The 20,733-nt window shown below is 71.1% G+C and carries 20 protein-coding genes and 2 pseudogenes; 19 read left to right on the forward strand and 3 right to left on the reverse strand.

Annotation, left to right across the window (positions count from 1 at the left end; genetic code table 11):
- Positions 1-32: 32 nt before the first annotated feature.
- From AB0M35_RS04660 to AB0M35_RS04695, 8 genes are all read left to right on the forward strand, one after another.
- On the forward strand, positions 33-455 hold the full coding sequence (locus AB0M35_RS04660; protein ID WP_363741944.1) for a Na(+)/H(+) antiporter subunit C: 423 nt from the start codon (positions 33-35) through the stop codon (positions 453-455).
- A 34-nt stretch (positions 456-489) separates the two neighbouring features.
- Complete coding sequence (locus AB0M35_RS04665; protein ID WP_363741355.1) at positions 490-1,992, forward strand: Na+/H+ antiporter subunit D; 1,503 nt, start codon at positions 490-492, stop codon at positions 1,990-1,992.
- Positions 1,989-2,585, forward strand: coding sequence for a Na+/H+ antiporter subunit E (locus AB0M35_RS04670; protein WP_363741357.1), 597 nt, complete (start codon positions 1,989-1,991; stop codon positions 2,583-2,585). The genes AB0M35_RS04665 and AB0M35_RS04670 overlap by 4 nt, the downstream gene beginning before the upstream one ends.
- The gene (locus AB0M35_RS04675) at positions 2,582-2,845 is read left to right on the forward strand and encodes a monovalent cation/H+ antiporter complex subunit F (RefSeq protein ID WP_363741359.1); all 264 of its coding nucleotides are present in this window, start codon (positions 2,582-2,584) and stop codon (positions 2,843-2,845) included. The genes AB0M35_RS04670 and AB0M35_RS04675 overlap by 4 nt, the downstream gene beginning before the upstream one ends.
- A gap of 71 nt (positions 2,846-2,916) precedes the next feature.
- Positions 2,917-3,270, forward strand: a complete 354-nt coding sequence (mnhG, locus tag AB0M35_RS04680; RefSeq protein WP_363741947.1) for a monovalent cation/H(+) antiporter subunit G — start codon at positions 2,917-2,919, stop codon at positions 3,268-3,270.
- Between the two features lie 234 nt (positions 3,271-3,504).
- The gene (locus AB0M35_RS04685) at positions 3,505-4,857 is read left to right on the forward strand and encodes a hemolysin family protein (protein WP_363741361.1); all 1,353 of its coding nucleotides are present in this window, start codon (positions 3,505-3,507) and stop codon (positions 4,855-4,857) included.
- Complete coding sequence (locus AB0M35_RS04690) at positions 4,854-5,921, forward strand: hemolysin family protein (protein WP_363741363.1); 1,068 nt, start codon at positions 4,854-4,856, stop codon at positions 5,919-5,921. Before AB0M35_RS04685 ends, AB0M35_RS04690 begins: the two co-directional genes overlap by 4 nt.
- Positions 5,922-5,932: 11 nt before the next feature.
- Positions 5,933-6,841, forward strand: coding sequence for a sporulation protein (locus AB0M35_RS04695; protein ID WP_363741366.1), 909 nt, complete (start codon positions 5,933-5,935; stop codon positions 6,839-6,841).
- 66 nt (positions 6,842-6,907) lie between these two features.
- Here the strand turns inward: AB0M35_RS04695 and leuE are convergent, their stop codons facing one another.
- Complete coding sequence (leuE, locus tag AB0M35_RS04700; protein WP_363741368.1) at positions 6,908-7,570, reverse strand: leucine efflux protein LeuE; 663 nt, start codon at positions 7,568-7,570, stop codon at positions 6,908-6,910.
- Positions 7,570-8,811 (reverse strand): bifunctional pyridoxamine 5'-phosphate oxidase family protein/GNAT family N-acetyltransferase, encoded by a 1,242-nt coding sequence (locus tag AB0M35_RS04705; RefSeq protein ID WP_363741371.1) that lies wholly within the window; start codon positions 8,809-8,811, stop codon positions 7,570-7,572. Before AB0M35_RS04705 ends, leuE begins: the two co-directional genes overlap by 1 nt.
- Before the next feature lie 34 nt (positions 8,812-8,845).
- Here AB0M35_RS04705 and AB0M35_RS04710 point away from each other — a divergent pair, with 34 nt between their 5' ends.
- The 11 genes and pseudogenes from AB0M35_RS04710 to rny all read left to right on the forward strand — a co-directional run bounded on the left by AB0M35_RS04710 (position 8,846) and on the right by rny (position 20,277).
- Positions 8,846-10,186 carry an aminotransferase class I/II-fold pyridoxal phosphate-dependent enzyme gene (locus AB0M35_RS04710; protein WP_363741374.1) on the forward strand — a complete coding sequence of 447 codons (1,341 nt, stop codon included), beginning with the start codon at positions 8,846-8,848 and terminating at the stop codon, positions 10,184-10,186.
- Positions 10,187-10,464: 278 nt separating this feature from the next.
- Positions 10,465-11,157: a UdgX family uracil-DNA binding protein gene (locus AB0M35_RS04715; protein WP_363741377.1), complete on the forward strand. Its 693-nt coding sequence runs from the start codon at positions 10,465-10,467 to the stop codon at positions 11,155-11,157.
- A gap of 169 nt (positions 11,158-11,326) precedes the next feature.
- Entirely contained in the window at positions 11,327-12,466 is a 1,140-nt protein-coding gene (locus tag AB0M35_RS04720) for an acyl-CoA dehydrogenase family protein (protein ID WP_363741380.1), read from the forward strand.
- 19 nt (positions 12,467-12,485) lie between these two features.
- On the forward strand, positions 12,486-13,910 hold the full coding sequence (locus AB0M35_RS04725) for an MFS transporter (protein WP_363741383.1): 1,425 nt from the start codon (positions 12,486-12,488) through the stop codon (positions 13,908-13,910).
- On the forward strand, positions 13,901-14,101 hold the full coding sequence (locus tag AB0M35_RS04730) for a DUF3046 domain-containing protein (protein ID WP_363741386.1): 201 nt from the start codon (positions 13,901-13,903) through the stop codon (positions 14,099-14,101). The genes AB0M35_RS04725 and AB0M35_RS04730 overlap by 10 nt, the downstream gene beginning before the upstream one ends.
- A gap of 185 nt (positions 14,102-14,286) precedes the next feature.
- Positions 14,287-14,901: pseudogene (recA, locus tag AB0M35_RS04735) on the forward strand (recombinase RecA); the annotation flags it as partial.
- A gap of 3 nt (positions 14,902-14,904) precedes the next feature.
- A pseudogene (locus tag AB0M35_RS04740) lies at positions 14,905-15,753 on the forward strand (recombinase RecA); the annotation flags it as partial.
- Between the two features lie 171 nt (positions 15,754-15,924).
- Positions 15,925-16,425, forward strand: coding sequence for a hypothetical protein (locus AB0M35_RS04745; RefSeq protein ID WP_363741949.1), 501 nt, complete (start codon positions 15,925-15,927; stop codon positions 16,423-16,425).
- Positions 16,426-16,435: 10 nt separating this feature from the next.
- Complete coding sequence (locus AB0M35_RS04750; RefSeq protein ID WP_363741388.1) at positions 16,436-17,128, forward strand: regulatory protein RecX; 693 nt, start codon at positions 16,436-16,438, stop codon at positions 17,126-17,128.
- 39 nt (positions 17,129-17,167) lie between these two features.
- Positions 17,168-17,872 (forward strand): 3-keto-5-aminohexanoate cleavage protein, encoded by a 705-nt coding sequence (locus AB0M35_RS04755; RefSeq protein WP_363741390.1) that lies wholly within the window; start codon positions 17,168-17,170, stop codon positions 17,870-17,872.
- 638 nt (positions 17,873-18,510) lie between these two features.
- A complete protein-coding gene (rny, locus tag AB0M35_RS04760) occupies positions 18,511-20,277 on the forward strand; it encodes a ribonuclease Y (RefSeq protein WP_363741392.1) in 1,767 nt (588 codons plus the stop codon).
- Here the strand turns inward: rny and AB0M35_RS04765 are convergent.
- Positions 20,258-20,632 carry a hypothetical protein gene (locus tag AB0M35_RS04765; protein WP_363741394.1) on the reverse strand — a complete coding sequence of 125 codons (375 nt, stop codon included), beginning with the start codon at positions 20,630-20,632 and terminating at the stop codon, positions 20,258-20,260. The two genes, rny and AB0M35_RS04765, sit on opposite strands and share 20 nt — an antisense overlap.
- Between the last annotated feature and the right edge of the window lie 101 nt (positions 20,633-20,733).

The following is a 20,733-nucleotide window of genomic DNA, read 5'->3' on the forward strand; positions in this document are numbered from 1 at the left end:
GTGCCAACCTGGTGTCCTTCGTCGCCATCGGGATGCTCGTGGGTTGCGGTGTGACCCTGCTGTTGGAGCGCAGCCTGAGCCGGATCCTGCTCGGCGTCATCCTGATCAGCAACGGGATCAACCTGCTGATCATCTTCGGTGGTCGACCCGGCGGGGCGCCGGTGGTCGGGGTCACCGAGCCGGCGTCGATGAGCGACCCCCTGCCACAGGCCATGGTGCTCACCGCCATCGTGATCACCTTCGGGTTCACCGCGTTCCTGCTGGCCATCAGCTACCGCAGCTGGTACCTGGACGGCGACGACGAGGTGCCGGACGACATCGAGGACCAGCGGATCATGCGCCGCGCGGCGCGTAAGGAGGTCTCGGCCGTCGACTTCGGCGAGGAACCGCCGGAGTTGGACCCCGAGCAACTCGACGCGCCGGCACCCGGGCGACGCGGGGAGGGACCGGGATGAGCCGGTACGTGCCAGGTCCGGGCCGGAGCGGGCGATGACCGCGCTCGTACCGCTGCCGGTGCTGCTGCCGTTGCTGGGTGCGGCGCTGACGCTGCTGCTGGCGAACCGGCCGTTGCCGCAGCGGGTGGTCAGCGTCAGCTGCCTGAGCGCCACCCTGCTGGTGGCGGTGCTGCTGTTGGTGCGCTCGTACCAGCACGGGCCACTGGTCGTCGAGATCGGTGCCTGGCCGGCACCGGTGGGCATCGTGCTGGTCGCCGACCAACTGGCCGCGCTGATGCTGGTGGTCTCCTCGGCGGTGACCCTCTGCGTGCTGCTCTACTCGATCGGTCAGGGTCAGGCAGAGACCGGCGAGAGCGCACCGCTGGCCATCTTCCACCCCACCTATCTGGTGCTGACCGCCGGCGTGACCAACGCCTTCCTCGCCGGTGACCTCTTCAACCTGTACGTCGGCTTCGAGATGCTGCTCGCCGCGAGTTTCGTCCTGATCACCCTGAACGGCACCCGGCTGCGCATCCGCACCGGCTCGACGTACGTGGTGGTCAACGTACTGGCCTCGATGATCTTCCTGATCTCGGTGGGCCTGATCTACGCGGCTACCGGCACCCTCAACCTCGCTCACCTCGCCGCCCGACTGGACGCGCTGCCCGACGGCGTACGGCTGAGCCTGCAGCTGATGCTGCTGCTGGCCTTCGGCATCAAGGCGGCGGTCTTCCCGCTGTCGGCCTGGCTGCCCGACAGCTACCCGACCGCCCCGGCCCCGGTCACCGCCGTCTTCGCCGGCCTGCTCACCAAGGTCGGCGTGTACGCGATCATCCGGACCCAGACCCTCCTCTTCCCCGGCGAGCAGGCCGGCACGCTGCTGCTGGTGGTGGCCGGGTTGACCATGCTGGTCGGCATCCTCGGCGCGGTGGCCCAGTCGGACATGAAGCGACTGTTCTCGTTCACGCTGGTCAGCCACATCGGCTACATGATCTTCGGGGTCGGGCTCAGCACGGTGGCTGGTCTCGTCGGCGCGATCTTCTACGTGGTCCACCACATCACCATCCAGACCACCCTCTTCCTGGTCGCCGGCCTGGTGGAGCAACGCACCGGCAGCACCGACCTGCGCCGGCTCGGCGGGCTGGCCCGGGTGGCACCCCTGCTCGGGTTGCTCTTCTTCGTCTCGGCCATGAACCTCGCCGGCATCCCGCCGTTCTCCGGGTTCCTCGGCAAACTCGGGCTGCTCCAGGCCGGTGTGGCCGTCGGGGGTGTGCTGCCCTGGACGCTGGTGGCGGTCGGCACGGTGACCAGCCTGCTCACCCTCTACGTGGCCAGCCGGGTGTGGAGCATGGCGTTCTGGCGGGCGCCCTGCGAGACCGTCAACCCGAGCGCACCGCTGCCGGGGTTGACGGTCGGTGCCACCACGGCGCTGGTGGTCCTCGGGGTGGCCCTGACCGTGATAGCGGGACCGCTGTTCGAGGTGACCACGGGCGCGGCGGTCGACCTGCGGGAACGGACCCCGTACATCCACGCCGTCCTGCCGGGTGGGTCGCCGTGACCGGGCCGGGCCCGGACGGGACGCCGCCGCAGGGCGTGCGGACCCGCCTGGGTCGCCGACGTGACCGACTGATCGCGGTGGGCTGGCTGGTGCTGGTCTGGAACCTGTTCTGGGGCGACTTCAGTTGGGGGAACCTGCTCGGTGGGCTGCTGGTGGCCGCCGGCGTGCTGCTGTTCTTCCCACTGCCACCGGTGACCTTCGGCGGTCGTCTGCGGCTGCGCGGGCTGGTGGTGTTCGGGGTGCGGTTCGTCGCCGAACTGGTCCGGGCCAGCCTGCACGTGGCCCGGATCGCGGTGCAGCCCGGTTACGTCCCACGGTCGGCCATCGTGGCGGTCCGGTTGCAGGTGCCCACCGACCTCAACCTGGCGCTCACCGCCGAGGTGCTGTCCCTCGTCCCGGGCACCTTGATCGTGGAGACGGATCGGGAGGCCGCGGTCCTCTACGTGCACGTCCTCGACGTGCACGGCCCAGCGGACCTCGCCGCCGCCCGTAAGCAGATTCGCATCGTGGAACGACGGATCGTCGCGGCGGTCGGCTCGGAGGCCGAGCTGCGCCAGGTGCGCTCCGTTCCCGTCGACAAGGAGTCCTCGTGAACTTCGTCCTCGTCCTGGCGATCGCCGGTCTGCTGTCGGCGACCGCCCTGCTCGCCCTCGTCCGGCTCTACCGGGGGCCGTCGCTGTTGGATCGGGTGGTCGCCGCCGACATGCTGCTCGCCACGATGGTCGGTGCCGTGGGCGCCGAGGCGGCGCTCAACCGGCACGCCAGCACGCTGCCCGTGCTGGTGGTGCTCGGCATGCTCGGCTTCGTCGGCTCGGTGGCCCTGGTCCGGTTCGCCGTCCGGGACCAGCCGTGACGCCAACCGTCGGGTCCGTGCCGGTCGACACCGGGCCGGTCGAGAGCGCGCCGGCGGTGGCCGGGCCGGGGGTGGCCGTCGACTGGTCGGTCACCGCGGCCGACGTGGCCGACTGGCTCGGTGCCGCCAGTCTGGTCGCCGGCGCACTGCTGAGCCTGGCCGCCGCCATCGGGGTGCTGCGGTTCCCGGACACCCTGAGCCGGATGCACGCCGCCACCAAGCCCCAGGTGCTTGGCGTGCTGCTCCTGCTGCTCGGGGTGGCCCTGCGGCTGCGTACCCCCGCCGATCTCGGCATGGTCGCGCTGGTCGGCGTCTTTCAGTTGGCCACCGCGCCGGTCGCCGCCCAGATGATCGGCCGGGCCGCCTACCGTAGCGGGCGCCTGAATCGGGATCTGCTCGACGCCGACGAACTGGCCGACCGCTGAGGTGACCGAAGGGTCTGCTGATGACGCTGGTACCTCCGTTACACCAGCCCAGTGGCGGCCCGGTGCGGTGTCCCACACCGCCGACGCGCTCGTCGCTCAGCCTCAGCGACGGGGCCGACCGGGCCGGTAGAATGACCGCATGATCGACTCTTCTGCCCAGGAGGGCAGCAGTAGCCAGCCGGGTAAGCCCCGGCATCCACATGACCCGACGACCCCGGGAGCCCTGAGCCTCCCGTGTTGATCCTCGTCGGTCTTCTCCTGATCATCGTTCTGACCGTCGCGACGGGTTATTTCGTCGCGCAGGAATTCGGCTATGTCGCCGTGGACCGCGGCAAGCTCAAGCAACGCGCCGCCGAGGGTGACCAGGCCTCCGCCCGAGCCCTGGAGGTGACCGCGCGGCTGTCGTTCATGCTCTCCGGCGCCCAGCTCGGCATCACCGTCACCGCCCTGCTGGTCGGTTACGTCGCCGAGCCGTACCTCGGTGCCGGCCTGGCCGAACTGCTCGGCGTGGCCGGCGTCTCCACCGGCGTCACGCTGCCGCTGTCCGTCGTGCTGGCCCTGCTCATCGCCACCGTGGTGCAGATGGTGGTGGGTGAGCTGGCCCCGAAGAACCTGGCCATCGCCCGCCCCGAGCCGGTGGCCCGGGCACTGGCCCGGTCCACCCTGTTCTACATGGCGCTGGCCGGCCCGCTGATCAAGCTGTTCGACCGGGCAGCGGTGCGGCTGCTGCGGCGGGTCGGTATCGAGCCGATCGAGGAGCTGCCCAGCGGTGCCACCCCGGAGGACCTGGAACAGATCATCGCCGAGTCCCGCATGGAAGGGCACCTTGATGCCGAGATGTCCGAACTGCTCGACCGAGGGCTCGACTTCCGTCAGCTGACCGCCGGCGAGGTCATGGTGCCCCGGGTCGACGTGCACGCCGTACGCGCCGACGAGATGATCAGCCGGGTGGTCGAACTGCTCGACACCGGCCGTTCCCGGTTCCCGGTGCGCGGTGCCGAGGGCGTGGACGACCTGGTCGGCGTGGTCGGCATCTCCGACGTGCTCCGGGTGCCCCCGGCACAGCGCGCCACCACGCCGGTCGGCACGGTGGCCGTACCACCGTTGTTGGTGCCCGAGACGCTGCCCCTGCCCACGGTCCTGGACCGGCTGCGCTCCGGGCACCGGCAGTTGGCCTGCGTGGTCGACGAGTACGGCGGCTTCGCCGGCGTGATCACGCTGGAGGACATCGCCGAGGAACTGGTCGGCCCGATCCGTGACGAGGACGACCCGCCGGAGCGGGCCCCGGCCCGGCAGGACGACGGTTCCTGGGTGGTACCGGCGCGCTGGCGCATCGACGAGGTCGCCGACAGCACGGGCATCGCGTTGCCCGAACATCCCGAGTACGACACTCTCTCCGGTCTGGTCATGCGGGAACTTGGCCGGGTGCCCGAGGTCGGCGACCGTTTGGAGATCAACCTGCCGGCCGACGGCGACAACGCCGAGGTCTCCCCGCGTGCCCTGGTCGAGGTGCTCGCGGTCGACCGGCACGTGGCCGACTCGGTTCGCCTTCAGCTCGCCGGCGGGCGTGAGGGGGTGACCGCGTGAGCACCGGATTCGCGCTGATCACCTCGGTGGTCCTGCTCGCGCTCAACGGTTTCTTCGTCGCCGCCGAGTTCGCGCTGGTGGCGAGCAAGCGGTACCGCCTGGAGCAGGCGGCGGCCGGCGGTGGCCGGGCGGCCCGGGCAGCCCTCGACGGCGTACGCGAGCTGTCGCTGATGCTGGCCGGCGCGCAACTGGGCATCACGCTGTGCACGCTGGGCCTCGGTGCCCTGGCCGAGCCGGCGATCGAACGGTTGCTGGGGCCGTTGCTGCACGCCGTCGGGCTGCCCTCCGGCGCCAGCCACGTGATCGCGCTGATCTTCGCGCTGAGCCTGGTCACCTTCCTGCACCTGGTGGTCGGCGAGATGGCGCCGAAGTCCTGGGCGATCACCCATCCGGAGCGGTCCGCGCTGCTGCTGGCCCTGCCGTTCCGGGCCTTCGCCCGGGTGGCCCGGCCGGTGCTGTCGTCGCTCAACGCGGTGGCCAACGCGATGCTGCGTCTGGTGAAGGTCAACCCGCAGGACCAGCTCGCTCAGGTGCACGGCCCGGACGAGCTGCGGATGCTGCTGGAGCAGTCCCGTGAGCACGGCCTGCTCGGTGCCGCCCAGCACGAGTTGCTGACCAGCATGCTGGAGTTGCAGGGGACCACGGTGGCTCAGGTGATGGAGCCGTTCGACCGGATGGTGACGGTCCGCCGCGACGACCCGGTCGAGCGGATCGAGCAGGTCAGCCGGGACAGCGGCCGGTCGCGGCTGGCGGTGCTGGACGCCGCCGGTGACGTCTGCGGCCTGGTGCACGTACGGGAAGCGGTGCGGGCTGCGGCCGTCCGGCCCAACGCCACCGCGGCGGATCTCATGAACGATGCGATCACGCTGCCCGACACGGCGACGGTGACCGAGGCGGTGGCCGTGATGCGGGCCCGCCAGTCCCAGTTGGCCATGGTCCGCAACGGTGCCGGTCCGACCCGGCCGGTCGGCTTCGTCGCCCTGGAAGACCTGCTGGAGGAGGTCATCGGGGAGTTCGACGACGAGACCGACCCGATACCGCGCGCGGTGCGTCGGTTGAGGTAGGAGCGACACGGATGCGGCTGACGGGGGTGTCACCGGGCGGTACGGGCCTGACGGTGCAGACCGCGTTGGCCAATCCGAGCACCCGCCCCGGCCTACGGCTGCCGGGGCGGGTGAACCTGATCGCCGGCTCCGTCGACGTGCCGGTCTACCACGTCCGGCTCGGCCTGGTCAGCACGGTCGAGCCGGACGACCCGGAGGCACCGCGTCGGTTGGTGCAGTTCCACCAGGCGCAGATCTCCGATGCCCTGGTCCTCCCGGCGGGTCGGGCCCGGTCGATCCCGTTCGAGTTCCCGCTGCCCTGGGAAACCCCGGTGACCACGCTGGAGGGCGTACCGCTGCTCAGCCTGCGGATGGGGCTGCGTACCGAGGTGGCGATCGAACCGGCGGTGGACCAGGGCGCGATGGTGCCGGTCTTCGTCCACCCGCTGCCCACCCAGCAGCACATCCTTGCGGCGCTGGACACCCTCGGCTTCAGTGCCCGCCAGTCCGGGCTGGTCGACGGTCGGCTGCCCGGGGTGGCGCAGACCTTGTCCCTGCACCAGCGGTGGGGTTTCTGGGTCGGCCCGCTCTACGCCGGGCCGATCACCGAACTAGAGGTGATCTTCGTGACCAACTCCGCCGGCCTTGAGGTGATCTTCTGGTGCGATCGCCGGTTGGCGCTGGCCGGCATCACCCACACCAGCATCAGCCGGTTCCGGATCTGGCATGTCGGTGCCGACCAGCGAGACTGGATCTCCACGGTCGACGGCTGGCTACGCGAGACCATCAACCGGCATGCCGCCGCCGCGGCGCACGCCGACTGGTCGGCCAACATCAGCGAGTCCGCCCACGTCAGCCGCCCGCCCGACGAGCCGATCCCGCCCGGCTACGGCCTGGGCGGCACGGCGGGTGGTGCCGGTACCGGCGGCGACGGCACCTGAGCGCCAGTGTGGTCAACAGGGGGCCCTGCTATACGCGAGGCGTTAACAGGGGCCCTTCCTTGCACCTCAGCCCTGGGCGAGCTTGAGGCCGAAGCCGAGGAAGAGCGCGCCGACGGCGGTGGTGGCGCCGGCGGCCAGCCGGCGGCGCTGCCGGAACTGGGCGGCCAGGAAGGTGCCCGCGAAGATCAACGCGGTCAGGTAGAGCGCGCTGGTCACCTGGGCGATCAGGCCGAGCAGCAGGAACGACAACGCCGGCCAGGGGTAGGTCGGGTCGACGAACTGGATGAAGAACGAGACGAAGAACAGGATCGCCTTCGGGTTGAGCAGGCTGATCACCAACGCCTTGCGGAACGGACTGCGCATCTCCGCCGGCTGCGCGGCGTCGATCAGCCGCGGGGTGGCCGGGTCGTTGCGGTCCCGCCAGCGCCGCCAGGCCGCGAGCAGCATGGTCAACCCGACATAGCCCAGGTACGCCGCACCCGCGTACTTGATCACGAGGAAGATCGGCGGGTACGCCTTGAGCAGCGACGCCACCCCGGCAGCGGAGAGGAACATCAGCACGCCGTCGCCGACGAACACCCCACTCGCGGCCCGGTAACCGGCGCCCACCCCGCGTCGCGCGGCGGTGGAGAGCACGAACAGCGAGTTGGGCCCGGGCAGCAGCACGATGGCCACGGTGCCCAGCACGTACGTCCAGATGTCGGTGATCCCCAGCACGCTGGACATCATCAGGCCGACGGTGCCTCCGCGCGAAGCCTTTCCCGCAGCCTGACCTGTGCGTTCGGCCACTCTTCGACGGTCATCGAATACTGCACGGTGTCCCGCCACGAGCCGTCCGGGCGGAGTCGGTGCTTGCGCAGCACGCCCTCCCGGGTCGCGCCGAGTCGTTCGATGGCGCGCTGGGAACGCTCGTTGCGGATGTCGGTGTGCCAGACCACCCGTACCGCCCCCAACTCGCCGAAGGCCCGGTCCAGCAGCAGGAGCTTGGCCTCGGTGTTGATTCCGGTACGCCACCACGGCCGGCCGAGGATGGTGTGCCCGATGGCCACCGACCGCCGTTCGGGATCGATCTCGTAGTACGAGGTGGTGCCGACCACCGCACCGGTCACCGCGCAGCGCTGCACCCACGGCACCTGCTCGCCGCGCCGCCCGGCCGCCAGATAGGCGCGGATGGCGGCCGTCAGTTCGTCGACGGCGACCGGCTGACGTGCGCCGAGATGCTGCCACACCTGCGGGTCGGCGGTCGCGGCGAACAGGTCGTCGGCGTGGGCCAGGTCCAGTGGTTCCAGCAGCACGTGTTCGCCGCGCAGGGCCACCGGCTCGTGCCATGCCGTGCGGGCCGGCCGCAGGTAGTCCGGCACGGGCACGGCGACCCCGGCGTCCGGCTCGGGCAGGCCGGCGGTCAACCGCAGCGGAACCACCCCGGCCCAGTGCGGCAGCGCGTAGTCGGCCGGCTCGTCGACGACGCCACCGGCGCGGGCACGTACCGAAACCTCGGTCAACGGCAGTGCCAGCACCGCGGTCTCGGCCAACTCTCGCCGGTTCGGTGGGCGACTGTCCGCCGCGCGACCGGCGCCGACCTTCTCGACCAGGGCGGTCAGCACGTCGGCCTTCTCGGTGCCGTCGGTGACCAACCGGGCGGTGCCGTGCGCGACGACCGACCGGTAGTTGGCGCTGTGGTGGAACTGCGAGCGGGCGTAGACCAGGCCGTCGAGCAGGGTGACCGCCACGCAGACCGGCAACCCGTCGCCCCGGGCGGCCAGCAGCGGCCGGCTGCCGGTGGAGCCGTGCAGGTAGAGCGTGTCACCGAGGCGTACGTGCAGGGTGGGCAGCACGCGGGGCTCCCCGTCCACGGTGAACCCGAGCGCGCAGTGATATGCCTCGTCGAGCACGGCGTGGGCGGCGGCCCGGTCGTAGCTCATCCGCTCCCGGGAGCGGCTGGCGGTGGTTCGGGCGGTCTGCGCGTACATGCTCCCACCTTTGTTCTAGTACAATACTGAATTTGTGTCAGCACGATATCAGGTGACCGGTGCGACAGCCGCCGAGATTTCCGCCAGCATCGAGTCCGGCATCCGCCACGCCACCCTCGCTCCCGGCGATCCGCTCCCTCCGGTACGGGCCCTCGCCGCCGAACTGGCCGTCAGCCCGGCCACCGTCTCCCGCGCCTACGCCGAACTGCGCCAACGTGGACTCATCGTCACCGCCGGTCGGCACGGCACCCGGGTACGCCCCCGCCCGCCGGTCGCCGCCCGCCGGGCCGCACTACGCCCACCACCCGCCGCCGGGCTGCGCGACCTGTCCCGAGGCGAACCCGACGCGCGGTTGTTGCCGCCGCTCGGCCCACACCTCGCCGCGCTCGCCGACACCATCGGCCCGGCGATCAGCTACTCCGACGCCGGAACGCTGCCCGAATTCGCCGAGGCGGCGCGCCAACGACTCGCCGCCGACGGCGTGCCCGCCACCGAACTGACCCTCAGCAGCGGTGCGCTCGACGGCATCGAACGACTCCTCACCACCTGGCTGCGTCCCGGTGACGCGGTCGCGGTGGAGGACCCTGGCTGGGCCAACCAACTCGACCTCATCGCCGCCCTCGGACTGCGTCCGATCGGCGTACCGCTCGACGACGACGGCCCACTGGTCGCGGGCGTGGCCGCCGCGATCGCCGCCGGGGCCCGAGCGCTCATCGTGACCAGTCGCGCCCAGAATCCCACCGGTGCCGCCGTCTCCGCCGAGCGCGCCGCCGACCTGCGTGCCCTGCTCGCCGGTCGCGCCGACGTGCTGCTGATCGAGGACGACCACGCCGCCGAACTCGCCCGCGTACCGCTGCACCCGCTCGCCGGGGCGACCGCCCACTGGGCCTTCGTCCGCTCGGTGAGCAAACCCTTCGGCCCCGACCTGCGCCTGGCCGTGCTGGCCGGGGACGAGACGACGGTGGCCCGGGTGGCCGGCCGTACCCGGGTCGGCACCGGCTGGGTCTCCACCGTGGCGCAGCGGCTGGTGCTGTCCCTCTGGCGCGACCCGGCGGTGACGGCCCTGATCGAACAGGCGGCCGACAGCTACGAACGGCGTCGACGCGGCCTCGTCGATACCCTGGCCGAACGCGGCCTGACCGCGCACGGCCGTAGCGGGCTCAACGTGTGGCTGCCGGTGACCGACGAGACCGTCGCCTCCACCGTGCTGCGCGACGCCGGCTGGCTGGCCGCTCCTGGCGCACTCTTCCGCATCGCCAGCCCACCCGCCCTGCGCATCACCGTCACTGCCCTCACCGACCCGGACCTCCACCCCCTGACCCACACCCTCACCCAAGCCGCCCACCCCACCCCACCCCCCCACTTCACCGCCTAACCACCCCCACGCCCCCGGCTCCCACGCACCCCACGCACCCCACGCACCCTCACCCCACCCCATGCGCCCTCACCCCACCCCATGCGCCCTCACCCCACCCCATGCGCCCTCACCCCCACCCCATGCGCCCGCGATCTTGCACTTTTCGTCTGGACTAAGCGGTCATCGCGGTATAAAAAGGCGACCGTAAGTGCAAGATCGCGCAGGCGCAGGCGCAGAGCGCGGCGGGTGCGGGGGTGAGGGTGGTTGGTGGGGGTGGGGCGGGTAGAAAGGGCGACATGGTTGAGATTGCGCCCGGGGCGCAGCAGTTCATCCCGCCGCAGGCGGACACCCTCGACGAACTGCGCGCCGCCGCTGCCGGTTGTCAGGGCTGTGAGCTGTACCGGGAAGCCTCGCAGACCGTCTTCGGCCGGGGTGACGCCACCGCCAGGGTGGTCTTCGTGGGTGAGCAACCCGGCGACATGGAAGATCAGAAGGGGCTGCCCTTCGTCGGCCCCGCAGGCCGGCTGCTGCGCCGGGCGGTCGACGACGCGGGGCTCGACCCCGGCCACATCTATTTGACCAATGCCGTAAAGCACTTCCGTTTTGAACTGCGCGGCAAGCGGCGCATCCACCAGACCCCGGACCGGGTGCACATCACCGCCTGCCGACCCTGGCTGGTCGCCGAGTTCACCCAACTGCACCCGCAGGTCATCGTGGTGCTCGGAGCGACCGCCGCGAAGGCGCTGCTCGGTCCGACCTTCCGGGTCACCCGCCAGCGCGGCGAGCTGCTGCCCTGGCCGGCCGCCGCTCAGCATCCGGAGGACTTCCAACAGGTGCCGGTGGACAGCGCCGGGGACACCACCGACGCGCCGCCGGCCCAACTGCTGGCCACCATCCACCCGTCCGCCGTGCTTCGCGCGGACGACCAGGACAAGGCGTACGAGGGGCTGGTCGCCGACCTGACCGTCGCCGCACGTGCCCTCACCTGAGGGCTGCGGACACCCGCGATGCCCTCGGTGCGTGGTGGGCACCGGGCAGTGGTGGCGGTCAGTGTCGGCGCCGCCACCCTGACCCGGAGCCGCCGCCCCGGCTCTGGCTGGCCGCCACCGGCTCGTCACGAGACAGCGGCCCCGGCACACCGGTGACACACTGGCCGCCATGCAGCAGCATCTGTACGAGCCGGACCACGAGGACTTCCGTGACCTGTGCCGACGGTTCCTCGCCCGCGAGGCGGTGCCGCACCACGAACGTTGGGAAGCCGACGGGATCGTCGACCGCGAGGTGTGGCGTAAGGCGGGCGCGGCCGGGCTGCTCGGCCCGGACGTCGACGAGACGTACGGCGGTGGTGGTCAGCGGGACTTCCGGTACAACGCCGTCCTGGTCGAGGAGATCGTCACCGCCGGCTGTTCCGGGCTCGGCTTCGGGCTGCACAACGACGTGGTGGCGCCGTACCTCACCGACCTGACCACCGACGCGCAACGCCAGCGCTGGCTGCCCGGATTCTGCTCCGGCGACCTGGTCACCGCCATCGCGATGAGCGAGCCGGGTGCCGGCTCCGACCTGGCCGGCATCCGCACCAACGCCGTCCGCGACGGCGACAGCTTCGTCCTCAACGGACAGAAGACCTTCATCACCAACGGCGAGCAGGCCGACCTGGTGGTCGTGGTCGCCCGTACCGCGGACCGGGGCGCCCACGGGGTGAGCCTGATCGCGGTGCAGACCGGCACCCCCGGCTTCACCCGAGGGCGGCGGCTGGCCAAGGTCGGACTCAAGGCCAACGACACCGCCGAACTGTTCTTCGAGGACTGCCGGGTGCCGGTGGAGAACCTCATCGGTACCGAGAACCACGGCTTCTACCACCTGACCGCGAACCTGCCCCGGGAGCGACTGAGCATCGCCGTCGGAGCCGTCGCCGCCGCGGAGCGGCTGCTCGCGCTCACCCTCGACTACGCCCGTACCCGTGAGGCGTTCGGCCGGCCGATCGGCACCTTCCAGCACAACCGGTTCCTCCTGGCCGAACTGGACACCGAGGTCACCATCGCCCGCACCTTCCTCAACCACTGCATCGCCGAGTTCAACGCCGGCCGGTTGTCGGTGACCGATGCGGCCAAGGCCAAGTGGTGGACCACGGAGTTGCAGAACCGGGTCGCCGACCGCTGCGTACAGTTGCACGGCGGCTACGGCTTCATGCTGGAGTACCCGGTCGCGAAGGCCTGGCTGGACGGCCGGGTGCAGACCATCTACGGCGGCACCACCGAGATCATGAAGGAAATCATCGGGCGCGGGCTGGGACTGTGACGGAAGCCGAGGAAACGCGTTGACCACCGACCTGACCACCACGGCACCCGCGCCGCCCGACGTCGCGCCGATCCAGCGGCGTACCCTGCGCCTGCTCTTCACCACCCAGATCATCGGCGGCGTCGGGGTGACCATCGGCATCGCCGTCGGCGGGCTGCTTGCCGCCGAGATCGCCGGCACGGCGGTCTCCGGCCTGGTGCTCAGCGCCGCCGTGGTCGGCGGCGCGCTGCTCGCCGTCCCGGTCACCCGGATCATCACCCGGCACGGTCGCCGCCCCGGCCTGGCCTTCGCGTACGGTGTCGGTGCCGTGGGCGGAGCCCTGGTCGTGCTCGCCGCGGCGACCGGGTCGGTCCCACTGATCTTCGTCGGCATGCTCCTGTTCGGTGGCGGCTCCGCAGCCAACCTCCAGGCCCGTTACGCCGCGGTCGACCTCGCCGCGCCGGACCGCCGTGCCCGGCAACTGTCACTGATCGTCTGGGCCACCACCGTCGGCGCGGTGTCCGCACCGAACTTCGCCGCGCTCGCCGACCGTACCGGCGGCGGCTTCGGGCTGCCGCCACTGTCCGGCCCGTTCGCCTTCAGCACCGTCGCGTTCCTGCTGGCCGCCGGCCTACTGCTGCTGTGGTTGCGGCCCGACCCACTGCTCACCGCCCGCCGGCTCGCGGCGGCCCGTACCGGCGCCGCCCGCCGGAGCACCGGCGAGGCCGAACCCCCGGGCTCCGACCCCCGCCCGGCGGAGTCCGGTGCCGTCCCGACGTCACCCGACGGTCCGCCACCGACCGAACCGGTCACCACACCGGCGCCGTCGGCCCGGCACGGCGCGGGCCTGCGCGCCGCCTGGCCGGTGGTACGCACCCAGCCCGCCGCCCGGCTCGGCATCGCCGCCGTGGCGGTCGGCCACCTGGTGATGGTGGCGGTGATGGCGATGACCCCGGTGCACCTGCGGGACCACTACGCCGTCGAGGATGTACTCCCGGTGGTCGGCCTGGTGCTCAGCCTGCACATCGCCGGCATGTACGCGTTGGCGCCGCTGGTCGGCTGGCTGACCGACCGGCTCGGCCGGCGTCCGGTCATCCTCGGCGGGATCGGCACGCTGCTCGCCGCTTGCGCGGTCGCCGGCACCGCCGGGCACCACACCCCCCGGCTCACCGTCGGGCTGGTGCTGCTCGGGCTGGGCTGGTCGGCGACCATGGTGGCCGGCTCCACCTTGCTGTCGGAGTCGGTGCCCGACGCGATACGCCCCAACGCCCAGGGCCTGTCCGACCTGCTGATGGGGCTGGCCGGTGCACTGGCCGGGGCGGCCAGCGGGTTTGTCATGCAGTGGGCGGGCTATCCGGTGCTGACCCTGCTCGCCGCAGTCGCGGTGGCGCCGCTGCTGGCGCTAGCGTTGCGTCCGGTGCGGCCGGGCGCACCGGACGAGGAGGATCGGGCAAAGTGCGGCTGACCGACTTCTGGACGCGACTGGAGGAGACGTTCGGGCCGGGCTACGCGGCCAGTATCGCCAGCGACCAGGTGCTGTCGCACCTCGGTGGGCGGACCATCGAGCAGGCCCTCGCCGACGGTGAGCAGACACACGTGGTGTGGCGCGCGGTGGTCGCCGCCTACCCCGACCGGGTACCTACCCGGCTACGCTAAGCAGTCGATTCGCTACTTCCGCGTGTCTCTTGCCGACTCGTACACCTGTTCGGCTATTGTCCACAGCGGGGTGCTCGTCCACAGGCCACGGCCGGTCGGCTGGTTTTCTGTCGGACCCAGCGCCTAGCGTGTGTCGCGTGACGCGAAGCTCAGGAAAGACGCCGGCGAAGGCAGGGGTGGCAACGATGGCGGCAGGGCCTGACCGGGAGAAGGCGCTCGACCTTGCTCTCGCTCAGATCGACAAGCAGTTCGGCAAGGGATCGGTGATGCGGCTGGGGGAGCGGCCGGTCGTGCAGACCGCGATCATCCCCACCGGCTCCATCGCTCTCGACGTCGCCCTCGGCGTGGGCGGCCTGCCCCGGGGGCGGGTCATTGAGATCTACGGCCCGGAGAGCAGCGGTAAGACCACGGTCGCCCTGCACGCGGTGGCCAACGCCCAGCGCAACGGCGGCATCGCCGCCTTCATCGACGCCGAGCACGCGCTCGACCCGGAGTACGCCAAGGCTCTCGGTGTCGACACCGACGCCCTGCTGGTCTCCCAGCCGGACACCGGTGAGCAGGCGCTGGAGATCGCGGACATGCTGGTCCGCTCCGGCGCGCTGGACATCATCGTGATCGACTCGGTCGCCGCGCTGGTGCCGCGCGCCGAGATCGAGGGTGAGATGGGCGACAGCCACGTGGGTCTGCAGGCCCGGCTGATGAGCCAGGCGCTGCGGAAGATCACCGGTGTGCTCAACAACACCGGCACCACCGCGATCTTCATCAACCAGCTCCGCGAAAAGATCGGCGTCATGTTCGGGTGCATGTCGTACTCGACCAGGGTCACTCTCGCCGACGGCACGCAGGAGAAGATCGGCAAGATCGTCAACCAGCGGCTGGACGTCGAGGTTCTCTCCTACAACCCGGACACCGACCGGGTGGAGCCGAAACGAATCACCAACTGGTTCAACAACGGCCCGGCGCAACAGTTCCTCCAGTTCACTGTCGCCAAGTCGGGCGGAAACGGTCGCGCCCAGTTCGCCGCCACCGCCAACCACCTGGTCCGTACGCCTGGCGGCTGGCGGGAGGCGGGCGAGCTGATCGCCGGTGACCGGGTGATGCTCGCCGAGGCTCGGCGGCTCAGCGAGCAGCAGTGGCAGGTCGTGCTCGGTTCGCTGATGGGTGACGGGGCCCTGTCGCCGAACCGCCGGGATCGCAGCGGCGTTCGTTTCCGCCTCGGCCACGGCGAGCAGCAGGTCGACTACCTCGACTGGAAGGTCTCGCTGCTGGGTAACATCAGCCACTCCCGGCGTACCGACACCCGAGGTGCTGCTTTCGTCGATTTCACGCCGCTGCCCGAGCTTGACGAGTTGCGTCGTGCCGTCTACCTGGGTGACGGCAAGAAGCACCTGAGCTGGGATTATCTTAAGGCGCTCACTCCGCTGGCCCTCGCGGTGTGGTACATGGACGATGGCTGCTTCACGCTCCGGTCGAAGGGGGTGCAGGAGCGCACCGCTGGTGGCTCCGGCCGGATCGAGATCTGTGTCGAAGCGATGGCGGAAGGCAGCCGCAGCCGTCTCGTGGAGCATCTGCGTGACGCGTACGGCATGGCCGTGAAGCTGGTGTCCCGGGGCGCACGTCAGACGGCGTCGATCATCTTCACCACCGAGGCGTCAGCGAGGTTCCAGGAACTGATCGCTCCATACGTGCCGGCCGCGATGGAGTCCAAGCTGCTGCCGCGTTTCCGGGGCCAATGCGCCGTCGAGCCGCAGTTTGTCCCGGCAGAGATCATGCCGGTGCCGGCTCGGATCATCGATGTGCGGGTCAAGCCGAAGACCCGTTCGATGAACCGGTTCGACATTGAGGTAGATGGCAACCACAACTACTTCGTGGACGGGGTCATGGTGCACAACAGCCCCGAGACCACCACGGGTGGCCGGGCGTTGAAGTTCTACGCCTCGGTCCGGCTCGACGTGCGGCGCATCGAGAGCCTGAAGGACGGCACCGACGTGGTCGGTAACCGCACCCGGGTCAAGGTCGTGAAGAACAAGGTCGCCTCTCCGTTCAAGCAGGCCGAGTTCGACATCATGTACGGCAAGGGCATCTCCCGCGAGGGTTCGCTGATCGACGTCGGCGTCGAGCAGGCGATCATCCGGAAGTCCGGCGCCTGGTACACCTACGAGGGCGACCAGCTCGGCCAGGGCAAGGAGAAGGCCCGCGAGTTCCTCCGGGAGAACCCGGACGTGGCCGCCGAGATCGAGAAGAAGATCCTGGAGAAGCTCGGCGTGGGGGTCGGCGCGGGCGATGCCGCCGGTGGCCCGGAGCTGCCGCCGGTCGACTTCTGATCGAAGATCCGTGGCTGGACGACGCGCCCGTACGGGGCGGGGCTGGGATGCCAGTCCGCCCCGCACGGGTGACTCCACACCGCGTCCGCGCCGAGGCCGCCCTACGCCCGGCGACGAATCCACTCCGGGCCCCGGTGCCATCGGGCGGGCCGACGCCGGCCCGGCGGCCACCACGCCCCGGGACGAGGCCGAGGTGGCCCGGGAGATCTGCCTGCGGCAGCTCGCGGTCCGGCCCCGTACCCGCGCCGAGTTGGCCACCGCGCTGGCCCGGCGAGGCGTCTCCGAGGAGACTGCCAGCGCGGTTCTCGACCGTTACGACGAGGTCGGCATCATCGACGACGCCGCGTTCGCCCGGGCCTGGGTGAGCAGTCGGCACGCCGGTCGTGGGCTGGCGCGTCGTGCGCTGGCCAACGAGCTACGGCAACGCGGGGTGGACGGTGATACGGCCAGCGCGGCGCTCGACGAGTTGGACGAGAGCACCGAGGCGGAGACCGCCCGTGCCCTGGTGGAGCGGAAGCTGCGTTCCGCCCGTGGCGAGCCGGACGCGGTGTTCCGGCGGCTGGTCGGCATGTTGGCCCGCAAGGGCTACCCACCGGGAGTGGCGATCCGGGCGGTGAAGGAGGCGCTCGCGGCGCAGAGCGCCGAGGCGGCCGAGTTCGCCGAGCAGATCGACGCCGACGCCCTCACCGACGCCGAGGGGTGATCTGGGTGCCGACGGGCACCGCCGGAAGGGGGCACGACGATGTTGCAGGGATGCCTCAACGGCGACCGTGCCCGTGACTGCCATTCCGGCTTGCCGCTGACCCCCACCGCGTTGGCGGCGGACGCGGCCCGGTGCGCCGGGCTCGGTGTGGGTGCGGTGCACGTTCATCCACGTGATGCCGACGGGGTCGAGTCGTTGCGTCCGGCGGATATCGCTGACGCTGTGGTGGCGATCCGTGAGGCGGCGCCGGGCCTACCGGTGGGGGTGAGCACCGGGGCGTGGATCGAACCGAATCCGCTCGCCCGGGTGGCGGCGGTGCGTGCCTGGACGGTGCTGCCCGACTTCGCCTCGGTCAACGCTCACGAGCCGGGGGCGGAGGCGGTCGCGCGGGCGCTGCACGAGCGGGGCGTCATGGTGGAGGCCGGGCTCTGGACGGTCCCGGCAGTCGAGGCGTACCGCAGGTGGCGGGTGCCGGTCGGTCGGGTGCTGGTGGAGTGCATGGCGCCCGCGGCCGAGTCTGCCCTGGCTGAAGCGGCGGCTATGCTCGACGCGCTCGCGCCATCAGGGCCGCCGGTGCTGTTGCATGCCGAGGGCGCCGGGGTCTGGGTGGTGTTGGTGAAGGCGGTCCGGCAGGGCTTGGACACCCGGATCGGGTTGGAGGACACGCTTCATCTGCCCGACGGGTCGCTCGCGCTGGACAACGCCGCTCTGGTGGCCGCCGCCGTGGCATTGGGTGCCGACTGACCGGTCGGCAGGGGGACGCGCCGGTGAGCCGGGCGGATAATCGTCTTGATTGTGCCGGCGTGCCCGACTCGTGTTCAGCGCAGAGTCACGGATCAACTTCCCTCCGTCCGGGTGATTTGATCATGACTTCTTGACCGGACGCCGTCGGAGACCTAGCCTCGCCATAAAGGCTCACATTGCCCGACCAAGCGCAGGCTAAGCGCACAACATAGATCGCGTAACAGAACAGCATCACTTTGGCCAGCATGAACGGCCACTGACGCCAGCTGCGGACAGGCCGGTCCGGGGCCGAGGCGACAACTGCACCTGGCCTGCCGACGGTCCCAGGGACACCGTCGGCAGGGAGAGCTATCCACGGCCTGCGCTCCGGTCGGGCGTCCAGAGCCGTAGGAACGCGCCCACCGGCGGGTTCCTACGGCGCGACGTTCAGGGGAGGCGCGCCATGGCGAGGCGACAAAGGTCCATCGGGTGGCCGGCATGAGCGAGCGTTGCGAACGGCCGGGCGCGGATTCCGGCGCGGCCGACGAGGGTGAGCAGAGTTCGGGGCACCCGGATTCGGCGGTTCGGGACGGTGTTGCTGCCGATCTCCATGCCGGCGGGTTCGACCGCCAGGCGGCTCGGCGGAGCGGAGTGCCGGCATGAGGGCTCTGGACGTCGTACTTCTGATCGTCGTGTTGGTGCTGACCCTGGTGGTGCTCGCCGCGGCGGTTTTCGGGGCGCGGGTGCTGCGCGGGTTGCAGACGCGGCCGGCGCCGGAGGACCCGGCGTACATCGCCGAGAAGGATCGCCAGGAGCAGTCCCTGGCCGCGCTGCGGACGGCCGCCGACGAGGCGAACAGCACCATCGACGTGGCGAAGTCCGCGGCGGCGGCGGCCCGCACCGAGGCGGCGGCGGCCAAGGCGGAGGCGAAGGCGGCCCGGGCGGAGGCCCGTCGGGTCCTCGACGACGCCCGTGCCGAGGCGGACACGGTGCTCGAACGGGCGCACAAGCAGGCCGAGGCTGATGCCGAGCAGTTGCGCACCGCGGCCCGGCGCAGTGGCGAGCGGGAGGTGGCGGTGCTCGCCGCGACCACCCGGGAGCAGGCGGCCGAGGTGGAGCGGCGGGCGGCCCGGATGGACGAGCGGGAGCGGCTGCACACCGAGGAGGTGGAGCGGCTGGCCGAGCGGGAACGGCAGTTGACCGCAGCCAGTGCCGCTCTTGCCGCCCGCGAGGCGGCCCTGATCGTCCGGGAGGAGGAGCTGGTCGAGGCGGAGAGCCAGCGTCGGCGCGAGTTGGAGCGGGTCGCGGGGCTGACCGCCGACGCCGCGCGGGCCGAGCTAGTGGAGGCGATCGAGGGCCAGGCCAAGCGGGAGGCCGCGCTGCTGGTGCGGAACATCGAGTCGGATGCCCGGTCCACCGCGGAGCAGCGGGCCCGGCACATCGTGGTCGACGCGATCCAGCGGGTGGCCAGCGAGCAGACGGCCGAGAGCGTGGTCAGCGTGCTGCATCTGCCGGGTGACGAGATGAAGGGTCGGATCATCGGCCGGGAAGGCCGCAACATCCGCGCCTTCGAGTCGGTGACCGGGGTCAACCTGATCATCGACGACACCCCGGAGGCGGTGCTGCTCTCCTGCTTCGACCCGGTGCGCCGGGAGGTGGGTCGGCTCACGCTGGAGAAGCTGGTGCTGGACGGGCGGATCCATCCGCACCGGATCGAGGAGGTGCACGACCTGGCCCGGCAGGAGGTGGACCAGCTGTGCCAGCGGGCCGCCGAGGACGCCCTGGTCGAGGTCGGCATCACCGAGATCCACCCGGAGCTGGTCACGCTCCTGGGCCGGTTGCGCTACCGCACCTCGTACGGGCAGAACGTGCTCAAACATCTGGTGGAGACCGCACACATCGCCGGCATCATGGCCGCCGAGCTGCGTCTGGACGTGCCGTTGATCAAGCGGTCGGCGTTCCTGCACGACATCGGCAAGGCGCTCACCCACGAGGTGGAGGGCAGCCACGCCATCATCGGCGCCGACGTGGCCCGCAAGTACGGCGAGAGCGAGGACGTGGTGCACGCCATCGAGGCGCACCACAACGAGGTGCCGCCGCAGACCGTCGAGGCGGTGCTGACTCAGGCCTCGGACGCCTGCTCGGGCGGCCGGCCGGGGGCGCGTCGGGAGAGCCTGGAGGCGTACGTCAAGCGGCTGGAGCGGATCGAGGAGATCGCCGCCGGCAAGCTCGGTGTGGAGAAGGTCTTCGCCATGCAGGCGGGCCGGGAGATCCGGGTGATGGTCAAGCCCGACGACGTCGACGACATCGGCGCGGCGGTGCTGGCCCGGGACGTGGCCAAGCAGATCGAGGAGGAGCTGACCTATCCCGGTCAGATCCGGGTCACCGTGGTCCGCGAGTCCCGGGTCACCGAGATCGCCCGCTGACCGAAGCCTCACCGGGACGGCGAGGGCCACCGCGCCGTCCCGGCCCCGCTGCGCGCGAGCGGCTCCGTAGCGCCAGTGCCGTGCTCATCACCGTGATGCCCAGACAGAGGAAGACGGTCGGGTTGACGTACGCGGGCACCAGGTCGGTGGTGGTGCCGTCGGCATAGTGGCAGAGGTGCCGCAGGGGCAGCCAGTCGGCGCTGGTGGCAGTGGAGGCGAGCGGCTTGGCCGCGCAGTACTCGCTCGTGGCCCGCAGGTCGAGAAGGTGACTCACCCACAGGCCGTGCAGGTACGTGACGACGGCAGCGGCTGGTGCCACGACGGTCCCGACGACGAGCCCGACGACTGTCTTCATGGCGCAGATCGTGCCCTGCCTCAGGCACGGAAGCACGGGACGCGCCCTGGGAGATGATCGAGCGGGGCCGGCCCAACCGGACCGGCCCCGCTTCGGGTATG

The sequence above is a fragment of the Micromonospora sp. NPDC051196 genome, assembly GCF_040682415.1.
Classification (GTDB): Bacteria; Actinomycetota; Actinomycetes; order Mycobacteriales; family Micromonosporaceae; genus Micromonospora.

What these genes read in the sequence shown, in the direction of transcription:
- AB0M35_RS04660 (WP_363741944.1), top strand. Translation starts at nt 33, where the DNA reads ATGCTCGTGGGTTGCGGTGTGACCCTGCTGTTGGAGCGCAGCCTGAGC.
- AB0M35_RS04665 (WP_363741355.1), top strand. Translation starts at nt 490, where the DNA reads ATGACCGCGCTCGTACCGCTGCCGGTGCTGCTGCCGTTGCTGGGTGCG.
- AB0M35_RS04695 (WP_363741366.1), top strand. Translation starts at nt 5,933, where the DNA reads ATGCGGCTGACGGGGGTGTCACCGGGCGGTACGGGCCTGACGGTGCAG.
- leuE (WP_363741368.1), bottom strand. Translation starts at nt 7,570, where the DNA reads ATGATGTCCAGCGTGCTGGGGATCACCGACATCTGGACGTACGTGCTG.
- AB0M35_RS04705 (WP_363741371.1), bottom strand. Translation starts at nt 8,811, where the DNA reads ATGTACGCGCAGACCGCCCGAACCACCGCCAGCCGCTCCCGGGAGCGG.
- AB0M35_RS04715 (WP_363741377.1), top strand. Translation starts at nt 10,465, where the DNA reads ATGGTTGAGATTGCGCCCGGGGCGCAGCAGTTCATCCCGCCGCAGGCG.
- AB0M35_RS04720 (WP_363741380.1), top strand. Translation starts at nt 11,327, where the DNA reads ATGCAGCAGCATCTGTACGAGCCGGACCACGAGGACTTCCGTGACCTG.
- AB0M35_RS04745 (WP_363741949.1), top strand. Translation starts at nt 15,925, where the DNA reads ATGAACCGGTTCGACATTGAGGTAGATGGCAACCACAACTACTTCGTG.
- AB0M35_RS04755 (WP_363741390.1), top strand. Translation starts at nt 17,168, where the DNA reads ATGTTGCAGGGATGCCTCAACGGCGACCGTGCCCGTGACTGCCATTCC.
- rny (WP_363741392.1), top strand. Translation starts at nt 18,511, where the DNA reads ATGAGGGCTCTGGACGTCGTACTTCTGATCGTCGTGTTGGTGCTGACC.
- AB0M35_RS04765 (WP_363741394.1), bottom strand. Translation starts at nt 20,632, where the DNA reads ATGAAGACAGTCGTCGGGCTCGTCGTCGGGACCGTCGTGGCACCAGCC.